General features: G+C 70.2%; 18 protein-coding genes. 3 read left to right on the forward strand and 15 right to left on the reverse strand.

What is annotated here, in order from left to right; all coding sequences use genetic code 11:
- Nucleotides 1-12: 12 nt before the first annotated feature.
- On the forward strand, nt 13-825 hold the full coding sequence (locus EP757_RS20125) for a siderophore-interacting protein (protein WP_127548246.1): 813 nt from the start codon (nt 13-15) through the stop codon (nt 823-825).
- On the opposite strand, the gene EP757_RS20130 is transcribed toward EP757_RS20125, so the two are convergent.
- The 9 genes from EP757_RS20130 to EP757_RS20170 all read right to left on the reverse strand — a co-directional run bounded on the left by EP757_RS20130 (nt 788) and on the right by EP757_RS20170 (nt 8,951).
- Entirely contained in the window at nt 788-2,422 is a 1,635-nt protein-coding gene (locus EP757_RS20130; protein ID WP_127548248.1) for an ATP-binding protein, read from the reverse strand. The two genes, EP757_RS20125 and EP757_RS20130, sit on opposite strands and share 38 nt — an antisense overlap.
- Nucleotides 2,423-2,463: 41 nt before the next feature.
- A complete protein-coding gene (locus tag EP757_RS20135) occupies nt 2,464-3,363 on the reverse strand; it encodes a type II secretion system F family protein (RefSeq protein ID WP_127548250.1) in 900 nt (299 codons plus the stop codon).
- Nucleotides 3,364-3,366: 3 nt separating this feature from the next.
- Nucleotides 3,367-4,329 (reverse strand): type II secretion system F family protein, encoded by a 963-nt coding sequence (locus EP757_RS20140; protein WP_127548252.1) that lies wholly within the window; start codon nt 4,327-4,329, stop codon nt 3,367-3,369.
- Complete coding sequence (locus EP757_RS20145; protein WP_127548254.1) at nt 4,326-5,687, reverse strand: CpaF family protein; 1,362 nt, start codon at nt 5,685-5,687, stop codon at nt 4,326-4,328. Before EP757_RS20145 ends, EP757_RS20140 begins: the two co-directional genes overlap by 4 nt.
- A complete protein-coding gene (locus EP757_RS20150) occupies nt 5,687-6,859 on the reverse strand; it encodes a P-loop NTPase (RefSeq protein ID WP_127548255.1) in 1,173 nt (390 codons plus the stop codon). The genes EP757_RS20145 and EP757_RS20150 overlap by 1 nt, the downstream gene beginning before the upstream one ends.
- Complete coding sequence (locus tag EP757_RS20155) at nt 6,856-7,692, reverse strand: RcpC/CpaB family pilus assembly protein (RefSeq protein ID WP_127548257.1); 837 nt, start codon at nt 7,690-7,692, stop codon at nt 6,856-6,858. Before EP757_RS20155 ends, EP757_RS20150 begins: the two co-directional genes overlap by 4 nt.
- Nucleotides 7,693-7,763: 71 nt before the next feature.
- On the reverse strand, nt 7,764-8,225 hold the full coding sequence (locus EP757_RS20160) for a TadE/TadG family type IV pilus assembly protein (protein ID WP_127548259.1): 462 nt from the start codon (nt 8,223-8,225) through the stop codon (nt 7,764-7,766).
- 22 nt (nt 8,226-8,247) lie between these two features.
- Nucleotides 8,248-8,427 (reverse strand): Flp family type IVb pilin, encoded by a 180-nt coding sequence (locus EP757_RS20165; RefSeq protein WP_197725546.1) that lies wholly within the window; start codon nt 8,425-8,427, stop codon nt 8,248-8,250.
- A 113-nt stretch (nt 8,428-8,540) separates the two neighbouring features.
- Nucleotides 8,541-8,951, reverse strand: a complete 411-nt coding sequence (locus EP757_RS20170) for a response regulator (RefSeq protein WP_127548261.1) — start codon at nt 8,949-8,951, stop codon at nt 8,541-8,543.
- A gap of 166 nt (nt 8,952-9,117) precedes the next feature.
- Between EP757_RS20170 and EP757_RS20175 the strand changes: the two genes are divergently transcribed.
- Nucleotides 9,118-10,065, forward strand: coding sequence for an NmrA/HSCARG family protein (locus EP757_RS20175; protein ID WP_127548263.1), 948 nt, complete (start codon nt 9,118-9,120; stop codon nt 10,063-10,065).
- A gap of 112 nt (nt 10,066-10,177) precedes the next feature.
- Nucleotides 10,178-10,726 (forward strand): N-acetyltransferase, encoded by a 549-nt coding sequence (locus EP757_RS20180; RefSeq protein ID WP_127548265.1) that lies wholly within the window; start codon nt 10,178-10,180, stop codon nt 10,724-10,726.
- Here EP757_RS20180 and EP757_RS20185 read toward each other — a convergent pair.
- From EP757_RS20185 to EP757_RS20210, 6 genes are all read right to left on the reverse strand, one after another.
- Nucleotides 10,689-11,372, reverse strand: a complete 684-nt coding sequence (locus EP757_RS20185; protein WP_127548267.1) for a hypothetical protein — start codon at nt 11,370-11,372, stop codon at nt 10,689-10,691. The genes EP757_RS20180 and EP757_RS20185 overlap by 38 nt on opposite strands.
- A gap of 64 nt (nt 11,373-11,436) precedes the next feature.
- Complete coding sequence (locus EP757_RS20190) at nt 11,437-13,920, reverse strand: HAD-IC family P-type ATPase (RefSeq protein WP_232050594.1); 2,484 nt, start codon at nt 13,918-13,920, stop codon at nt 11,437-11,439.
- Nucleotides 13,921-14,204: 284 nt separating this feature from the next.
- Nucleotides 14,205-15,311 carry a glycosyltransferase gene (locus EP757_RS20195; protein WP_174262421.1) on the reverse strand — a complete coding sequence of 369 codons (1,107 nt, stop codon included), beginning with the start codon at nt 15,309-15,311 and terminating at the stop codon, nt 14,205-14,207.
- Nucleotides 15,301-16,239, reverse strand: a complete 939-nt coding sequence (locus EP757_RS20200) for a glycosyltransferase family 2 protein (RefSeq protein ID WP_127548271.1) — start codon at nt 16,237-16,239, stop codon at nt 15,301-15,303. The genes EP757_RS20195 and EP757_RS20200 overlap by 11 nt, the downstream gene beginning before the upstream one ends.
- Nucleotides 16,240-16,302: 63 nt before the next feature.
- Nucleotides 16,303-18,018, reverse strand: coding sequence for a glycoside hydrolase family 3 protein (locus EP757_RS20205; RefSeq protein ID WP_127548273.1), 1,716 nt, complete (start codon nt 18,016-18,018; stop codon nt 16,303-16,305).
- An 86-nt stretch (nt 18,019-18,104) separates the two neighbouring features.
- Nucleotides 18,105-19,340, reverse strand: coding sequence for an MFS transporter (locus EP757_RS20210; protein ID WP_160165820.1), 1,236 nt, complete (start codon nt 19,338-19,340; stop codon nt 18,105-18,107).
- Nucleotides 19,341-19,417 lie beyond the last annotated feature (77 nt).

Raw genomic sequence — 19,417 nt, forward strand, 5'->3', positions numbered from 1 at the left:
GGAGGCCGCTCGATGTCCAACTTCAAGATCCGTAAGCCGGTCGACCCGCACGTGGTGATGCTCGACGTGGCCGGCTCGGAACGGATCTCGCCGAACGTGGTCCGGGTGACCTTCGGCGGAGAGGGACTCGAGAAGTTCACGCCGCTCGGCTACGACCAGTGGTTCCGGCTCTTCCTGGCCCGTCCCGGCCAGGACACCCTCAAGCTGCCGACCCGGACGTCCGGCCTCTGGTACGCCCAGTACCTCGCCACCGCGAAGCCGAAGCGCCCGTTCGTCCGCAACTACACCGTCCGCGCCCACCGGCCCGGCGAACTCGACGTCGACTTCGTGGTGCACACCGACGCCACCGGGCACAGCGGCCCGGCCAGCACCTTCGCGCTGAACGCCACGCCCGGGCAGCAGGCCGGCCTGCTCGACCAGGGCTGCGGCTACAACCCCCGTGCCGAGCACGAGTGGACGCTGCTGGTCGCCGACGAGACCGGCCTGCCCGCGGTGGCCGGCATCTGCGAGTCGCTGCCGGAGGACGCCCGCGGCATCGCCATCGTCGAGCTGCCGTCCATCGAGGACAAGCAGGATTTCCGTACGCCGCCCGGCATCGATCTGATCTGGGTCGCCCGGAACGGGGATGCCCACGGCGTACCGGGGGAGCTGGCCCTGGAGACCCTGCGCGCGACGGAGTTGCCGTCCGGGACCGTCTACGCGTACCTGGTCGGCGAATCGGCCCTGGCCACCGGCGCCCGCCGCTACCTCGTGGGCGAGCGCCGGATCCCGAAGCAGAACGTCGACTTCATCGGCTACTGGCGTCACGGTCACGCCGCAATGTGATCCCGATGCGGGTTCCGCCGCCCGGCGCCTCGGTCACGTCGATCAGGCCGCCGTGCCGTTCGACGATCCGCAGGCAGGTGGAGAGGCCGATCCCGTGACCCTTGCGGGAGGCCGGGTCCACCTGCGCGAACATGTCGAAGACGCGGTCCCGCTGCTCGGCCGGGATGCCCATGCCGTTGTCGGTCACGGTGATCTGCCAGCCGTCCGCCGTCTCGGCGCCGGCGATCTCCACGCGGGGTAGCCGGTCCGGGTGGCGGTACTTGATCGCGTTGTCGACCAGGTTCTGCAGCAGCTGGCGGAGCAGGGTCGGGTCGGCGGTGAGCGTGAGGTCGCCGCGGAGCATCACGACGGCGCTCTGGGCGTCGATCAGGTCGCGCAGGTCGTCGGCGATCCCCCCGGCCACCTCGGAGAGCCGCATCGTGGTGCGGGCGCAGGGCGCGTGGCCGGCGTGGGCGTACGTCAGCAGCGCCCGGGTCAGCTGCTGCATCCGGGTCAGCGAGTCGGCGGCGCCGTTCAGCCACTTGACCGAGCGCGCGTCGAGCCGATCGCCGGAGTATTCGCCGAGCAGTTCCAGGTAGCCGATCGCGCTGGACAGCGGGCGTACGAGGTCGTGGCTGACCGCCGCGGCGAAGCCCTCCAGCTCCTCGTTCGACCGCTGGAGCTCGGCGTGGGTGGATTCGAGCAGATGCCGGTACGCCCGATCCGCCGTGACGTCGGTCAGCGCCACGACGGCGCCGATCCGCTCGCCGCTGTCGCTGAGCATGCTGCGCCCGTTCGCCACCAGGGTGATCAGCTCACCGTCGGCCTTGCGCAGGACCAGTTCGGCGTCGGTGACCACGTCCTCGGCGAGGGCGCGCTGCAGGGGCCGCTCGTCGCGGGGCAGCGGGGTGACGCCGTCCGGATTCAGCACGTGCAGCCGGTCGGCGACCAGCCACGCCGGCGTCGACGGGTCGTCGGCCGCGCCGCCCCAGGTCCGGGCCGCCTTGTTGAGCACGGTCAGCCGTCCGTCGGCGTTCGCCGCGATGATCCCCACGTCGATGGTGTCCATCAGGCTGTGGATGAACTTCTGGCTCCGGTCGGCCTCGGCGGCCATCGCGTCGGCGATCCGGGCCTGCTTGCGGCGCTCGAAGAGGCCGACCAGCACCCGGGCGAGGTCCTCGAGGCGGTCGAGCTGCCGCTCGCCGAGCACCTTCGGCACGGTGTCGAAGACGCAGAGCGTGCCGAGCGCGTACCCGGACGGGCTGATCAGCGGCGTGGACGCGTAGAACCGCACGTCGGCCATCCGCCCGTCGACCCAGGGGTTGCCGGCGTAGACGGGGTGCCGGCTGGCGTCCGGCACGTGCACCATCCGGCCGTCCCGGAACGCGATCGCGCACATCGAGTCGGCCCGCAGGCTGTCGCAGCCGTCGAAGCCCACAGTGGTGAGCTGGCACTGCCGCGTCTCGTCGATGAGGTTGAGGGTGGCCGTCGGCACGTCCGCGAGGGTGGCGGCGATTCTGACGACGGCGGTGAGCTCCTCGTCGGCGGGCGAGTCCAGCAGCCCGTACTCGTGCAGGGCGGCGAGGCGGGCCTCTTCGCGGTCCAGCGTCAGCGGCATGATCCGGTTATCGGCCGGGCCGGAGCGGGCTTGAGGAGAACTCAGCCGAAGGCGCCGGCGAGCTCCAGCACGGCCGGCCCGATGATGATCACGAAGATCGCTGGGAACATGCAGAACAACACCGGGAAGAGCAGCTTCACCGGGATCTTCTGTGCCTGTTCCTCGGCCCGCTGGCGGCGGCGTACGCGCTGGTCGGCGGCGTGCTCACGGAGGATCGGCGCCACCGAGATGCCCAGATCGCCGGCTTGGACGAGGGCGGTCACCAGACGTTTCAGGTCGCGTACCGTGGTGCGGCCGGACAGCGACCGCAGCGCCTCGGCCCGGGAGACGCCGAGCCGCATCTCCTGCAGGACCCGGCGCAGCTCGTCGGCCATCGGCCCGCGCATGGTGCGTGCCACCTGATCCATCGCGGAGTCCAGGCCGAGGCCCGCCTCGACGCCGATGACCAGGGCGTCCATCACGTCCGGCAGGTTGCGCTGCATCAGCTCCTGTCGCTTGACGCCCTGGTTGTTCACCAGGATCTGCGGGAGCAGGCAGCCGAGGACGAACCCGGCGACGGCGCCGCCGATCGCGCCCGGGTCGCCCTTCCAGGTGTCGCCGAGCGCCCAGAGGAACCAGGTGAGGCCGGCGGCGGTCAGCGGCCGCATCCGGATCACCTTGTCGAGCGGCCAGTCCGGCGGGTTGCCGGCGCGGTCCAGGCCCCGGGTGAGACGGTCCCGGTCGCCGGGTGGGCCGAGCAGCGACCCGATGATGAACAGGACGCGGCTGACGGTGGACTCCGCCCGTACCTCCTGCTCGTCCTTCTCCTGCGTGCGCCCGCCGGTGTAGGCCGCCAGCGTCTTCAGGATGCGCTCGCGGCGCGGCGGGGGCAGCAGCACCGCGGTGGCGGCCAGGCTGATCGCGGCGAGCAGCGAGCCGAGCGCGACGATCAGGGTGGCCACGGGTCAGACCTCCACCCGGACGACCACGCGCAGCCAGAGCGCGCCGAGCACCACACCGGCCACCGCGACCCCGAGCATGATCATCCCGGCGCCCTCGGTGACCAGCGGCTTCAGGTAGTCCGGTTCGGTGAAATAGATGGCGGCCGCGGAGACGATCGGCATGGCGGTCAGCACGTACGCCGACACCCGCCCCTCACCGGAGAGCGCCCGCACGTGCCGCTGCAGGTACGCCCGCTCGCGCATGGTGTCGGAGGTGGTCTGCATGACGTCGACGAGGCTGCCGCCCACCTCCTTCTGCAGGCGCAGCGCCATGACCAGCCAGACCATCTCCGAGCTGTTCATCCGCTCGCCGATGCGTTCCAGGGCGTCCTCGAAGTCGCCGCTGATCCGGGTCTCGGCGAGCGCCCGGCGCAGCTCGACGGCGACCGGTCCCTCGTCGTCGCGGACCGCCGCCTCGACCGACTGGTGCAGGGTGAAGCCGGACCGTAGCGAGCTGATCATGAGGCTGAGCGCGCCGGGCAGTTCGTCGGCGAAGGTCCGCTCGCGTCGCTTGATCCAAGCGAGCAGCGCGCCGTTCGCGCCGAAGAACCCGAGCGCCAGGCCGATCATCGTGACCAGGGCCGACCTGGTCAGGACCAGGCCGAGCACGCCGAGGGACGCGGCGGCGGCGAGCCGGATCGCCATCCACTCGGCGGGTTTGAGCACGCCGCCGATCCGGTCCAGCAGCCCGGTGTCCCGCTCGGCGAACCGGGCCACCGCCGGGTAGCGCAGGACGTACTTCCCGGCCGCGGTGAGCGTGCGGCGCAGCAGCGGGATCCGGACCTGCTCGCGGTGCACGGTGAAGGTCTTCAGCGCGGCGAGACGACGCTGCATCGGTGTGCGGCCGAAGAAGAGATCGATCAGCAGGTACGCGACGACGAACGCGGCGGTCACCGCGCCCAGGATCCCGACGACGATCGGGGTCACCGCCGGCGGCTTCCGAACATGGTGGGCGGCAGCGTCACGCCGTACATGGCCAGGGTCTCGGTGAAGTGCGGCCGGACGCCGGTGGGACGTAACCCGCCGGTGCTGCCGGGTGTGTCGGCACCGGCGCTCGGGTCGTACAGGAAGATGTCCTGCAACGTGACCACCTCGCCCTCCATGCCCACCACCTCGGTGATGTGGGTGATCTTGCGAGTGCCGTCCTTGAACCGGCTGACCTGCAGGATCATGTCGACCGCGGAGGCGATCTGGTCGCGGATCGCGCGGCTCGGCAGGTCCATGCCGGCCATCAGCACCATGGTCTCCAGCCGGGACAGCGCGTCCCGTGGCGTGTTCGCGTGCAGCGTGGTGAGCGAGCCGTCGTGGCCGGTGTTCATGGCCTGGAGCATGTCCAGGGCGGCGCTGTCCCGGACCTCGCCGACCACGATCCGGTCGGGGCGCATCCGCAGCGAGTTGCGGACCAGTTCGCGGGTGGTGATCGTGCCCCGGCCCTCGGAGTTCGGCGGGCGGGATTCGAGGCGGACCACGTGTTCCTGATCGAGCTGCAGCTCGGCGGCGTCCTCGATGGTGACGATGCGCTCGTCGGGCGGGACGAACCCGGACAGGATGTTGAGGATCGTGGTCTTGCCGGAGCCGGTGCCGCCGCTCACCACGATGTTGCGGCGCCCGCGTACGCAGGCGTCCAGGAACTCGGCGGACTGCCGGGTCAGCGTGCCGTACTGCAGCAGGTCGCCGACGGTCAGCGGCACCGCGGAGAACTTGCGGATGGTCAGCGACGAGCCGTCCAGGGCGATCGGCGGCACGATGGCGTTGACCCGGCTGCCGTCGGGCAGGCGGGCGTCGACCATCGGGCTGGCCTCGTCGACCCGACGGCCGACCCGGGAGCAGATCCGGTCGATGATCCGGCGCAGGTGGTTCTCGTCGTCGAACTCGGCCGGCGCCCGCTCCAGCCGGCCGAACCGCTCCACGTAGATCAGCTGCGGGCCGTTCACCATGACCTCGGTGACCGACTGGTCGCGCAGCAGCGACTCGATCGGCCCGTGCCCGAGCACCTCGTCGACGACCTCGCGGATGATCCGGGCCCGGTCGTTGCCGGAGAGCGGGGTCTCCTCGCGGGCCAGCATGTCGTTGAGGGCCTCGCGGACCCGGGCGTCCAGGTCGCCGCCCCCGTCGCTGGTGTAGAGCGTCGGCCCGAGCTCGTCGGCGAGCCTGCGCTGCAACCGCAGCCGGACCTCGTTGACCTGGTCGGTGGCCCGGGGCGCGCGGACCTCGGGTGCTCCCGGCGCCGCGTCCTTGGCCTGGGTCTTGCCCGCAGCGGCGGCGAGACGTGCGGAGAGACTCATCAACCCACCTTCTTCCAGCTGAAGAAGCGCCGCTGTTTCACCTGCACGGTCTCCACGCCGGCGATCCGGTCGCCCAGTTCCCGGATGGCCCGGCTGACCGGGTGCATCGGGTCGGTCGCGGTGAGCGGCTCGCCCTGGTTGACCGAGACGGGCACGTCACGGCTGGACGGCACCTGCACCGCGAACCCCATGCCGACCGCCTCCTCGACGTCGGCCGGGGTGAGACCGACGAGCGTGTTGGCCCGGTTGAAGACCAGCAGTCGTTTGTCCTTCGGATAGTTGAGCAGGTCGAACATCTCGCCGGTCAGCCGTACCGACTTGAGGGTCGGCAGCTCCGGCGTGACGATCGGGACGTACCAGTCGGACATGTCGAGGGCGGCGAGGACCTGGTCGGTCACGACGGCCGGGGTGTCGACCACGATGAAGTCGTAGAGCGGCCGGGCCACGTCCAGCAGCTCCACCACGAACTCCCGGCGCACCTGCTCACCCTCGGCCGGGCTGGCCGGCGCGAGCAGCGCGTCCAGGCCGGGCCGGGCGTTCGTGATGATCGAGCGCAGGCCCTGCTCGTCGAGGCGGCCGGCCATCGAGAGCCCGTCCGCGATGCTGCGGTCCGGCGGCAGCTTCATCATGATCGCCACGTCGCCGAACTGCAGATCAAGATCCATGATGAGTACGCGTCGCCCGCCGCCGGCGAGCGCCACCGCCAGGTTCACGGCCACCACACTGCGCCCGCAACCACCCTTGCCCGCGAAGACGGTGATCACCCGGGCGTACGGGGCAGCGTCGGTGGCGCTGCGCATCGAGGTGCTCAGCGCCTTGGAGAGGTCGATCGACCGGATCGTGGCGTCCTTCAGGCCCTGCTGGTCCCGCTCCTCGACGATCTCGCGTACTCCGGAGCGCAGGCACTGCAGCACGATGTCCGGCTCCACGGTGTGCCGGATCAGCACCACGCCGATGAGCGGGCGCTGCAGACGCTGGTACGCCGTGAACATCAGCGCTTCGCCGAGATCCACCGTCGCGCCGAGGATGACCAGGATCGTCTCCGGGTAGCGCGGCAGGTGCACCTCCAGCTCCGCCATGCTGGCCAGCACGGTGCAGCCGACCTCGCGGAACTGCGGCCCGATGACCTCGCGACGGGCTTCGTCGGGCTCGACGTAGACGTAGAGGCTCACTGGAACAGTTCCCGCGAGTTGATCGGGTCGCCGATCGTCGGTGTCGCCTTCGGCCCCAGGATCGCCAGGTAGAGCGAGCACTGCTGGGCCGCGTGGACCAGCCGCTGCGCGTCCTCGGCGTCCACCGAGAGGGTGGCGACGTACCGCTGCAGCGACTCGGCGCTGCTGGGCTTGGTGTCGTACTTGCCGCTGGCAGACGGCGACGGCGACGCGCCCGCCGAGGCGGCGGGGTCGGCCGTGGTGGCCGAGGGCGTGGGAGTCGCCGGGGCCTGCGCCTCGCCGATCGCGATCACCCGTGCGTCGGGCAGCAGCAGCCGGGTCAGCTTGTCCTGCTTGCCGTCGAACTCGCCGCCCCAGATCTCGAACAGGCAGGAGGCGTAGACGGCGACGTCGTCACCGGGCTCGACGTCGCCGGCCACCTGCGGCGCGACGGTGAGGGCGACGCTCACGGCGAGCCGGCCCTTCGGCACGACCATCCGGCGCGAGGGCGACGGGCTGACCTTGACGACCGGCTGGAACAGCGGGCGCATCAGCAGCTGGCTGGGTTCCAGCGGCGCGGCGAGGCGCAGCTCGTCGAGATCGGGATCCCAGACCGTGACGGCGCCCTGGGGGACGGTCTTCGCGGGCACCAGGATGCGCTCGGTCAGACCCTTCTCCCGGATGACCGCGCCGAGCGTGTCCACCGGGATGCGCTGCTTCGCGACGAGCACCCAGATCCCCTGGTTGCCGCTGAGCGCCCGGCGGTCGGCCGAGCGCGCGTACGAGAGGACGGCCGTGCCGCTGATTCCGGCCAGCAGTAATGCGGCGAGCAGGATGAGGATGCGCCGTCGCATATCTCCACCTTCTCAGGTGAAGGTCATCCGTCGCGGGAGATCACGAAACCACCTCGGGTACCGCAGAGCGGTCAACCGACGCAGGCCATCACACCGGTGGCCTTGAGCGTGACCGGGGCGACGGTCTTGCCGCTCAAGCGTTTGATCATGCTGGTGATCGGCGTGACGGGCTGGAACGCGCGATTGACGGTGACCACGGCGTCGGTGCCCACGGCTGCGCCCGACGTGCAGAGGGTGGGACCGCTGGGGTAGGTCAGCGCGACCCCGGATCCGACGATGTTCTGCACCTTGTTCTTCACGTCGGTGGTGGTGCCGTTCAGGGCGCCGAGGCGAGCGCCTTCCCGGGCCGCCTCGGTCAGCTGGATCTGTTGCTGCAGCATCCGGCCCATGTCGATGATCGCGAAGAGGATCAGCAGCAGGACGGGCAGGATGATGGCGAACTCGATCGCGACCGCGCCGCCGTCCCCCCGGGCCGATCGCCGTGCGGGGCGAGCCGGCCCGGGACGGGGCGTTGCGCGATCGTGCGCGAACATCGGTGTTCGCCGTCGCCTTTCGTCAGATGGCGGCCATCAGGGTGGTGATCAGGGCCTCGATGTCCTTGCGGAGGTTCGTGACCGCCAGGATCAGGCCGCCGGCGATCAGGGCCGCGAGCAGCGAGTACTCGACAGCCGTGGCGCCCTCGTCGGACTTGTGGGCGGCGCGCAGGTACGAGACGAGAACGGTGAAGAGCTCCACGGTCAATCCCCTTGAGTTCCGGCGACCGCCCGGCTTGGCGGCCTTGTGCCAGACTTATCGGGCGCTGCTGCGGGCTCTGGAGTCCCATTCGGTTGCGGCCGGTTGCGGCTGTGTCACCGATTCGAGGTGGCCGACCCCTGCGCCAGCACGTTACGCAGCATGCCCGCCAGGATGTCCGCGGTGTACGGCTTGGTGATGAAGGGCGAACCCGCCTTGATCAGGCCTTTCTTGACCGCTGTCGCCTCGGGGAGACCGGATACGTACACCACCTTCATGGTCGGGCGCACGGCCGCGGCCGAGCGGGACAGCTCGCCCCCGGACACGCCCGGCAGGCCCAGGTCGGTCAGGAGGACGTCGATCGGGCCGTCGTGCACCCGGCATTTCATCAGCGCGCTCACCGGATCCTGAGCGGCGATCACCGAGAATCCGCGCAGTTCCAGCATCTGGCTGGTCACCTCGCGCAGGTCCTCGTCGTCCTCGACCAGCAGGACGACCGGACCGGTACGTTCTGTCGGCTGCCACATGGTTCCTCCCGGCACCCTGGACTCTGCGACAAACCTATAGAGCGGCCTGCGCCACCGTTCCGGAATGGCGGAAAACGCGGGTGACCGGCGTCTCAATCCATCGGGAATTATCGATCCCTTGCCCCGGTTGCAGCGGCCACAGGAACGATCTCGGGGAGTGAGAGACATGAGCGAGAAGAAGGTCATCGCGGTCGTCGGCGCCACCGGAGCGCAGGGCAACGGGCTGGTCCGGGCGATCCTGGCCGACACCGACGGCGGCTACGCGGTCCGCGCGCTGACGCGTGATGCGACGTCACCCAAGGCGCAGGAGCTGGTCAAGCTCGGCGCCGAGGTGGTGCAGGCGGACAACTACGACGAGGAGAGCCTGATGAAGGCGTTCGCCGGGGCGTACGGCGCGTATCTCGTCACGAACTTCTGGGCGCACATGTCGGCGGAGAAGGAGCTCGAGGAGGCTGCGAACCTCGCGAACGCCGCCCGCAGGACCGGCCTGAAGCACGTCGTCTGGTCGACGCTGGAGGACACCCGAGACCACATCCCGGTGACCGACGACCGGATGCCGACCCTGCAGGAGAAGTACAAGGTCCCGCACTTCGACGCGAAGGCCGAGGCGGACGAGCTGTTCCGGGCCGCCGGCGTGCCGACGACCTTCCTGCGCACCACGTTCTACTGGGAGAACCTCGCGACCGGCTGGGGCGCCACCCGGGACGCGGACGGCGTGCTGACCCTGAGCCTGCCGATGGGTGACAGCAAGCTGGCCGGCATCGCGGTGGAGGACATCGGCAAGACCGCCTACGGCATCTTCAAGGCCGGCACCGATTACGCCGGCCGGACCGTGCATATCGCCGGCGAGCACCTGACCGGTGAGCAGATCGCGGCGGGCCTGAGCCGGGCCGTGGGGGAGCCGGTCGTCTACCGCCCGCTGACCCACGACGCCTACCGCGGCCTCGGGTTCCCGGGCGCCGACGAGGCCGGCAACATGTTGCAGTACTACACCGAGTTCGAGGACTACTTCACGGGCGCCCGCGACCTCGACGAGGTCCGCCGGCTCAACCCGGAGCTGCAGACCTTCGACCGGTGGCTGGCGGCGAACGCCGCGACGATCCCCACGGCATGACAGGCGGGGCGCCGATCCCGGTCCACCACAGCCGGGATCGGCGCCCCCACAGTATCCCGCCGGAATGCGCCTAGCCTCCTAGGACGCGGGAACGGCACGTACGCTGCGGAACGTGTCGGACATCGAGATCTCCGTAGCCACCCCGGACCACCGCGACCGGGTCGTCGAGACGCTTGTCGCCGCGTTCCCGGCCGACCCCGTTCTGCGTCACCTGTTCCCCGACGACGCGACCTACCCGGCGCACGCCGCCGCGTTCTTCGGGCACCTCTTCGACAAGCGGGTGCACCGGAATTCGATCTGGATCGCCGGGGAGGGCCGGTCGGTCGCCGTCTGGGAGCCGCCGGGCACCTCCAACGCCGTGGACATCGCGCTGCCGCCGGCGGAGGCCGAGCGGATGCGGGCGTACGACCAGGCGGTGCACGCGGCCATGCCGGACGAGCCGTACTGGTACCTCGGCGTCCTCGGCACCCACCCGGACTGGACCGGCCGCCGCTGGGGGCACGCCGTGATGGCGGAGGGTCTGCGCCGGGCCGCCGAGGAAGGCCTGCCGGCGATCCTGGAGACCAGCACGCCGGGGAACGTGTCGATGTACCGTCAAGCCGGCTGGGACGTGATCGCCGAGATCAGCGACCCACTGCCGATCTGGGTGCTGCGGCAGTGAGCACGTCCGCGAGATCACGGCGGGCCGCAGTCAGCCAGACCGTGAGGATCAGCGCCAGTTCGCCGAAGTTGGACAGCCACAGGATCGAGGGTGCGGCGGCGGCAGCGGCGAACATGACGACCGCGCCGGCGAGCAGCCACGGCCAGCGGGCCCGGACCAGCAGTGCCACGCCCACGCCGATCATCACCAGGATCGCGACGATCGCCGGGATCGGCGGGCCCTCGGAGGCGGCGTTCGTGTAGCGGAGGGTGTCGGCGTACCGGGTGGCCTCCAGATCAAGAGCGATCACATCCTTCTGTACGCCGACCGCCACGAGCGCCAGCGTGAGCACGCCGAACACGCCCGGGACGATCCGGCCCGCGAAGAACCGCACGCCGTACCGCCGTCCGAGGCCGACCGCCACCATGATGAGCAGTGGGACGAGCAGCGCGTGGGTGACGTACCGCGGGACCGACAGCGCCCGCAGCATGCCGCCCTCGCCGATCGTGCTGCCCAGCGCGATCACCGCGTTGTCCCAGATCAGTGCGATGATCACCAGGATCAGCAGGGTGAGCGCCCAATCGGGCTGCCGGCGGCGCAGCGTGACGACCAGGCCGAGCAGGAGCACCTCGGCGAGGGCGAACAGGGCGAAGAGCACGCTGAGCATCCCGGCTCCCGTTTCGTTGAGGGAAACGTCGTTCCGTCAACGTAGACGGATCACCGGGTGGCGGTCAATGACGTGCGTCCGCGGACAGGCCCAGCAGCCGGTCGAAGAGCCGGTACTTCAGCACGATCGTCAGCGTCGCGTACCACAGCAGCAGCGCCGGCAGGACGATGAAGAAGACCGGCTTCGACGGGCCCATCAGTCCGAAGTACTGCCAGAAGACCGGGACGCAGAGGATCGCGCTGAACACCAGGCACAGCCCGAGGACGAGCAGGGCCGGCCGCTTGTCGCCGGTCGGGGCGGTCCACGCCGCGAACACCTTCGACCGAGGCGCCAGGAACAGGATCAGCCCGAAGGACGCGAAGCAGAAGAACGTGGAGAGCCCGGTCTGCGCCAGGATCGTCGCGGAGGCCGTGGTGAAGTCGGCGTCTATCCCGTACGTCAGGCCCGTGTAGCTCTCGAACTCCGCGATGATCTCGTGCGGCGTGCGCCGCCCCTCGCTGAGACCTTTCGTGACGAGCTCGTAGAGGACCGTGTAGACGACCGCGCCGAAAGTGGCGGTCACGATGCTCGCGGGGATGACGAACCTGACGAGATTCCGCAGCATGTCCGGGTCCGGCCGGGTCGGCTTGGCCCAGAACGTGAGGAAGACCGTGGGGACGCCGACCGTGAACATCGTCAGGCCGACCTGCGTGGGCGAGTACGGGAACCCGAGCCCCAGCATCGTGACGGTCAGGATGACGAGACCCTGGCTGACCACGCGGGCGAGGAAGACGTAGAGCGAGATCCCGATACCGTTGATGATCTTCCGGCCTTCGAGTTGGGCGGGCGGCAGCGCGGCGAACGAGTCCTCGACCAGCACGATGTCGGCGACGTCCCGGGTGACGGCGCTGCCGCTGCGCATCGCCACGCCGATGTGCGCCTGCTTGAGGGCCCGGGCGTCGTTCACGCCGTCACCGATCATCGCGACGTACTTCCCCTGCCGGCGCAGCGAGCGCACGATCCGCTCCTTGTGCTCCGGCGCCACCCGGCCGAACACCGCGGTCCTCGCGACGACCGCGTCCAGCGCCGCGTCGTCGAGGTCGTCCAGGGCGGACCCGGGGACCGGCTCGGCGGCGTCGATGCCGGCGCGGCGGGCGATCGCGGCGACCGTACGGGGATCGTCACCGGACAGCACCTTCAGCGCGACACCCTCGGCGTGGAACTTCCGGACCGTCTCGACGACCTCGTCCCGGAGTTCGTCGGCGAGCGCCACCAGGGCCACCGGCGTGAGCATCGGCAGGTCCAGGCTGAGCGTCCTCACCTCCGGCGCGGTGGCCAGCAGTAGCACCCGCAGTCCCAGGCCGGTCCGCTCGGTGATCTCGTTCTGCGGCGCCGGCGTCCGCAGCCGGTGGGCGAGCGCGTCAGGGGCGCCGAGCACGAACACCCCGTCGTCGGTGGACAGCCCGGACCAGCGGAGCGTCGAGGTGAACGGCACCTCGTCGCGTACCTCCCAAGGCTCTCCCGGCAATGCCGCGACCAAGGCGAGAGCCGTCAGATTCGGGTTGGCGGCGTTGTGGGCGAGACTGCCCAGCATCGTCGCCACCTCGCCGTACTCGTGCTCGCCCAGCGGGATGATCTCCTCGAGCGTGAGCTGACCGGTCGTCAGCGTGCCCGTCTTGTCGGTGCAGACCACATCGACGTTGCTCACCGACTCGACGGCGTTCACCTGCTGCACGAGTGCGCCGTGCCGGGCGATGCGCACCGCACCCGCGGTGTAGGCGAGCGCGATCAGGAAGAAGAGCCCATACGGTACGAGGCCCGACAGCACCGCGGTGATCTGCACGACCCGCAGGACACTGAAGCCTTCGATGGCCGCCTGCGCGATGATCGCCCCGCTCATCAGCGCGGTCAGCGCCATGACCAGCCGCACGATGAATTCGATCCGCCGCTGCAACGGCGTCTTGTCCGTCGTCGACCGCCGTGCCTCGGCCGTGAGCCGTCCCGCGTAGCTGTTCGCGCCGACCGCCCGCGCCTGCTGATGCCCGTCCCCGGACACGCACAGGCTCCCGGACCGCAGCTCATCACCGGGATGCTTGACCACCGGGTCGCTCTCCCCGGTCAGCAGCGACTCGTCGGCCTCCACCCGCCCGCCGTCGAGCAGCGGCCCGTCCACGACGATCTGGTCACCCGGCCGTACCCGGATCACATCACCGCACACGATCTGATCAGGAGCGACCTCCCGCGCCTGCCCGTCCCGCACCACCAGCACCCCGGCACGGTCCAGCAGCTGCAGCCGGTCCAGCTTCCGCTTCGCCCGGATCTCCTGAGCCGCACTGATCACCGCATTGATGAGCCCCAGCCCGACGCTGATCAGCGCGTCGCTGTACCGCTCCAGCGTGAGCAGCGCCGCGCCGATGACGAACAGGATGAGGTTGAAGAAGGAGAAGACGTTGGTCCGCAGAATCTCGCCGTACCCGCGCGACCCGCCCTTGACCGGAACGTTTCCTTCCCCACGGCGCCGCCGCGCGTCGGCCTCCGCCTCGGTCAGCCCTTCAGCCGGCGCGAGCATGACTTGTTCCATTCGATCGCCCCGGCCCTAAAGGTACATTTCGCCCTCCTGCCCGCGCGCCCTTTTCTCCCGGTCCCCTGCCCGCGGTGCCCGCTCCAGAGCCGTCTCGCCGCCCGAATTGTCGCTCCGTGTCACAGCGCCGCGACCCCGCCGCACTCCGCGCCATGGCGATCTGCGGCGGTGCGGTGACCCGGGTCGGCCGGTTCGGGGCGTCGACGACGGCGATGCGGCGCTGCGACGTCGTCGCTGACCGGGAGCGGCAGCTGTGGGCCGGGGTCGGTGGGTCAGGGGTGGGTGGTTGCTTCGTCGTACAGGGACTCGAGCTTCTTGGTCTGGGTCTGGAGGTTGAAGTCGGTGACTGTGCGGCGGTGGCCCTGCGCGCCCAGCCGATGCCGCAGCTGGGCGTCGCCGAGGAGGTGGCTCATCGCTGCGGCCAGGGCGGAGGGCGAGGATTCGGGGCAGAGGAGGCCGGTCTCGCCGTCGATCACGGCTTCCGGGATGCCGCTGTGGCGGGTCGCGACGACCGGGAGGCCGAGGGCGGAGGCTTCCAGGATCGTGGTGGGCAGGCCTTCGGTGTCGCCGTCCGGGGCGGTCTTGGAGGGGGCGACCAGCATGCGTGACTCGGCGAGGTGGCGCTGGACGACGGCCGGGCCCTGGCTGCCGAGGAACGTGGCGTCGAGGCGTAACCGTTCGGCGCGGGCGCGCATCGCCGGTTCGAGGGGGCCGTCGCCGATGAACAAGGACCGCGGTCGTGGCGAGTGCATCGACGCCAGGGCGGTGAGCAGGTCGTCGACGCCCTTCTTCGGGACGAAACGGCCGACGAAGGCGACGTCCCAGCGTTTCGGGGTGACCGGCGGAGTCGGCGGGACCGGGACGCCGGTGTAGTGGACTCGTACGCGGGAAGGGTCTGCTCCTTGTGCGAGCGCACGGGAGCGGATCACGTCGGAGACCGCGATGACGAGGGCCGCGCGGCGGAAGACGACGCGCAGGTTGTGGCGGTAGCGCAGGCCGTGGATGCCGGGGCTGGACGGCTGCCGGGTCACGTCGTGGCCGTGGGTGGTGACGATCAGGGGTACGCCGAGGCGCGACGCCGCGCCGCTCACCAGCCAGCCGTCGCCGCCGAAGTGGGCGTGGACGAGGTCCGGGGAGAGGGCGGCGAGCGTGCGGTCGAGCCGTGGCGAGCGGCCGGTGAGCCGTAGTCGCAGGAAGGCGCGCCGATCGTCGCCGAACGCGATCACGTCGTCGTCCCGGGCCAGGGCCGACGCGGTGCGGGTGGCGCCGGCGTAGACGGGCTGCCACCGGGTCAGCGCGTCACCCTGGCCGCGGACGAACGTCTCCGACCCGGCGAGCAGAGCGCTGCGCCAGATGATCACCCGGGGGTCAGGAGACACGCTGACCCACGATCATGTCGCGGATGCGGTGGCGCAGGGACGGCGGCAGCGCCCAGATCTGCATGTGGGTGAGGTAGTCGAGGGCGCCCGGGCTGCCGTTGCCCCGGGCTTCGGCGAGCAGTTCCCGGAATCGGCGCCGGTCCCGGCTCGGCGCGGCCATCGAGCTGAGCACACTGAGGGTGAAGGCGGCGTAGGCGCGGGGCGTGAACAGTTCCCGGTTGGCCCGCAGCCACTCCAGCTGCTCGGGGTAGGGCATCTCGAGGCTGATCCGGTGCCGGTCCTCGTCCTGGTGCCAGAGCACGAGCGGTTCCGGGGCGTAGAGCAGCTCGACGCCGTCGTGCCGGACCGCCCGGAGCGCCCAGTCGAGTTCCTGCTGGCGGCGCAGGCCTTCGGTGAACGGCACGGCGCGCAGCAGGGCCGCCGGCGCCATGATCGTGGAGGTCTGGATGAACCCGTCGCCGTAGAACAGCCCGCGGCGGACGGTGAAGTATTCGCTGAGCGGCTCTCCGGGGGCCGGCAACCGCCGCGGCATGATCGAGTCGGCGCGTGGCGTGCGATTGATCAGCCGGCTGGCGACGACCGGGTGCTCGGCAGAGGATGCCGCCGCCAGCGCGAGCTGCGTGGCGATCTTCGCCGGGAGCCACTCGTCGTCATCGTCCAGGAACGCGACGAACCGTCCCCGCGCCTCCCGGACGCCGACGTTGCGAGCGCGCGGCGCCCGCCCGCGAGAAGGGAGTTCCACGACCCGCAGCCGTGGGTCGCCGATGAGGGCGAGTTCGGCGACCGTCGACGGGTCCGGCCCGTCGATCACCACGATCACTTCGAGGTCGCTGTGGGTCTGCGCAAGGGCCGAGGCGGCGGCTCGGGTGGCGAGTTGCGGGCGGTTGCACGTCGGGATGACGACGCTGACATCCAGCTCGGTCGACATGAGGCCCGACGCTATGGGCGGAAGGCGAGGGCTGCGGAAACAGCCCTCGACCGCCAGGCGAACTCAATACCGCAGGCCGTGTCCGAACCGGAACGTCGGGTCGACGGTGTCGAACGGCACGTCGGGACGGCCGGCCTCGACGGCCTCCATCGACGACGGGATGTCGAACGGCAGGCTGCCCTGCGGCTCGGCGTCACCGAACAGCACCCGCACGATCGCTTCCTCGGACGCGCCGAAGTTGGCCAGCAGCGTCGCTGCCGACGATGCCAGCGGCGCGAGGATGGCGGGCCGGTCCAGGTAGACGTCCACGATCGTCGGCACGGTCGCGCAGATGCGGGCGATGCGCTCGATCTCGGCATCAGGGAACGCCAGCGACCCGGCCCGGAAGAACGACTCCACGGTCGTCCCGTCCCCACGCTGCTCGAACGGCGCCGAAAGCTTCAGCACCGCCACATCAGCGTCCGAAATGTCGGAAACGAGCACCGCCCGCTCTCCAAGATCGCTAACGCCTTCCGCATACACCCGCAAACCGGGCGCGAGCGGCAACCTCGCCGGCCCCTCAGCAGCGTTGATCAACAACGTGTGAGCCGCGGCCTGAGCCGCGATGCCCTCTTCCCGAGCCTCAGCGGTGCCGACGATCTGACCAGCGGCATCGGCGTCGACATAGGGCTGCTCGAACAGGCCGAGCCGGAACTTCTCCCGCAGCAGCCGCCGCACCGACACGTCGAGCCGGGACTCGGTGATCGACCCGTCCTTCACCAGCGACACCAGCACATCGGCCCGCGACTCCCCGCCGAACTGGTCGACCCCGGCCTCCAGCGCCTTGATCATCCGCTCTTCGTAGGACAGGTGCTCGACGCCCCAGCAGGTGTTCGACAGGATGCCCCAGTCGGTGCAGACGATCCCGTCGTACCCGAGTCGTTCCCGCAACAGCCCGGTGATGATGTCCTTGTTGAAGCCGAAGCCGACCTCCTCCACTCCGGCCAGGCCGACCGGCATCCCGTAGTACGGCATCAGCTGCGCGACGCCGGCCTCGATGGCGGCCTCGAACGGTCCGAGGTGTAGTTCGAACTGATCGCCCGGATACACCTGCTCCCGCCCGTACGAGAAATGGGGGTCTTCTCCGTCCTTCTGCGGACCGCCGCCCGGGAAGTGCTTGGCCATCACCGAGACCGACGAGGGACCGATCGACGTGCCTGCTTGCAGGCCCTTGATGTAGGCGACCCCGAGCCGCGTCGACAGCTCCGCGTCCTCACCGAACGTCGCCGACTGCCGGGCCCAGCGCGGCTCGGTCGCGAGATCGATCTGGGGGTGCAGGGCGGCCCGGATGCCGACGGCCAGATATTCGCGGCGGGTCAGGTCGGCGAACCGGGCGACGAGCTCCTCCGACCCGATCGCGGCGAGTCCCAGCGGCTCCGGGAACTGGGCGAACGGCCCGGCCAGCAGCGCGGTCGCCGGGTTGTCGGTGAAGCTGTGCCGCGGGTCGCTGGAGATCGTCACCGGAATGCCGAGCGGGTGCTTCAACGCCTCGTCCTGCAGCGCGTTGTGCCACTCGGCGATCTCCCGGGCGCCCGGCGCGAACAGGATGTTGAAGTGGGTCAGCCCCTGATCGAGCAGCTCACGCACCGATGCCGATCCGAAGATCCCGGGAGCGTCGAAGTCCCCGATCGAGGCGATCTGCTGGAACAGCAGTCCCGCCTTGTCCGCAAGCGTCATCCGCGACAGTAGATCCTCGACCCGCTGCTCCATGGAGAGCGATACGTCCTGGTAGGGATGCATTTTCAAAACCTTTCCTTGTACGAGACCAGCGCTGTGTGGGCGTCCATCCGTTCCCGCGACGGGGCGGCCACGTCACGGGTGATGTGTCAGCGGACTGTTTTGATCGGCGCGACCGCGAATCCGCCCAGAACCATCAGGACGATCGCGATCGGGAAGAGCGAGCCGTATCCGAAGGCGACGACGATGGCGCCGGCGATCCCGGGGGCGAGCACCTGCGGCAACGTCGCGGCGATGTTCACGACGCCGAGGTCCTTCGCCGCGTCCTCCTGAGCCGGGAGCACCTGGGTGACCAGTGCGGTGTCGACCGACTGGAAGAAGCCGAACCCGAACCCGGTGACCAGCGCGAAGATCAGCATGCCGGTCTTCGTGGGCAGCAGCCACGGCCCGACGAGTCCCGCGGCGCAGATGATCGACGACGCGTAGATGAAGACCTTGCGCCGGCCGACCCGGTCGGAGAGCGGCCCGCCGATCGCGATCGAGATGAGCATCGTGGCGAGGCTGGCGATGCCGAGCACCGGCACGAAGTCGACGGCGTCGTCACCGAGCCCGATGTGGTCCTGCAGGATGTACAGCTGGTAGTTGCTGATCCCGAAGTAGCCCAGGTAGAGCAGGAACCGCCCGAGGAACGCCCAGCCGAAGTCGGGGTGCTCGCGCGGGTTGAACCAGAAGCTGCGCACCAGCACGGCGAAGGAGAACGGCCGGCGCTCGTCCCCGCGGTTGTCCCGGTCCGGGCTGAGCACCACGAAGACGGTGAAGGCGACGATCGCGACGCCGGCGAAGAGCAGGTAGCCGGCGCCGACGTTCTCGGCGAACCGGGCGCCGACGATCTGGCCGCCGAGCGCGCCGAACATCGAGGCGAACCCGGTGATCGCCGCGAACACGCCGCGCTTCTCCACCGGGACCCGGTCCGGCATGACCGCGCTGAGCGGCCCCTGCGCGAAGTTGTAGGCGATCTGCGTGATCGTCCACGCGATGCCGATCTGCACCAGCGTGTTCGCGAGCGACATGCCGATCAAGGCCAGGCCGCCGATCAGGGCGCCCGCGATGATCCACGGCGCCCGCGGGCCGAACCTGCTGCGCGTCCGGTCCGAGATCGTCCCGGCCAGGGGCTGGGCCAGCATCGCAGCGAACGCGCCGATCGTCGCGACCACTGCCAGGTTCGCTGCCTTGTTCGCCGGATCGACGTCCTCGATCTGCAGCGGCAGCAGGATGCTCGGGATCGCACCCCAGAGCAGGAACATGCCGATGTTGGCCGGGAAGAGCGTGAACTTGAGGCGGCGCAGCGAGCTGTTCGCTGCCCGCTCAGGGGTTATGACGGCCACGGAAACGACCTCCGACGGTGTTACAGCTGGGTTAATAATTCCCCGTGGGGGAAAACTAGGATGCTGGTCACCGGAGG

Source organism: Actinoplanes sp. OR16 (assembly GCF_004001265.1).
GTDB lineage: Bacteria > Actinomycetota > Actinomycetes > Mycobacteriales > Micromonosporaceae > Actinoplanes.

Coding starts and splice junctions, on each gene's coding strand:
- EP757_RS20175 (WP_127548263.1), top strand. CDS start 9,118: ATGAGCGAGAAGAAGGTCATCGCGGTCGTCGGCGCCACCGGAGCGCAG.
- EP757_RS20130 (WP_127548248.1), bottom strand. CDS start 2,422: ATGCCGCTGACGCTGGACCGCGAAGAGGCCCGCCTCGCCGCCCTGCAC.
- EP757_RS20190 (WP_232050594.1), bottom strand. CDS start 13,920: ATGCTCGCGCCGGCTGAAGGGCTGACCGAGGCGGAGGCCGACGCGCGG.
- EP757_RS20205 (WP_127548273.1), bottom strand. CDS start 18,018: ATGCATCCCTACCAGGACGTATCGCTCTCCATGGAGCAGCGGGTCGAG.
- EP757_RS20160 (WP_127548259.1), bottom strand. CDS start 8,225: ATGTTCGCGCACGATCGCGCAACGCCCCGTCCCGGGCCGGCTCGCCCC.
- EP757_RS20125 (WP_127548246.1), top strand. CDS start 13: ATGTCCAACTTCAAGATCCGTAAGCCGGTCGACCCGCACGTGGTGATG.
- EP757_RS20155 (WP_127548257.1), bottom strand. CDS start 7,692: ATGCGACGGCGCATCCTCATCCTGCTCGCCGCATTACTGCTGGCCGGA.
- EP757_RS20170 (WP_127548261.1), bottom strand. CDS start 8,951: ATGTGGCAGCCGACAGAACGTACCGGTCCGGTCGTCCTGCTGGTCGAG.
- EP757_RS20185 (WP_127548267.1), bottom strand. CDS start 11,372: ATGCTCAGCGTGCTCTTCGCCCTGTTCGCCCTCGCCGAGGTGCTCCTG.
- EP757_RS20200 (WP_127548271.1), bottom strand. CDS start 16,239: ATGTCGACCGAGCTGGATGTCAGCGTCGTCATCCCGACGTGCAACCGC.
- EP757_RS20145 (WP_127548254.1), bottom strand. CDS start 5,687: ATGAGTCTCTCCGCACGTCTCGCCGCCGCTGCGGGCAAGACCCAGGCC.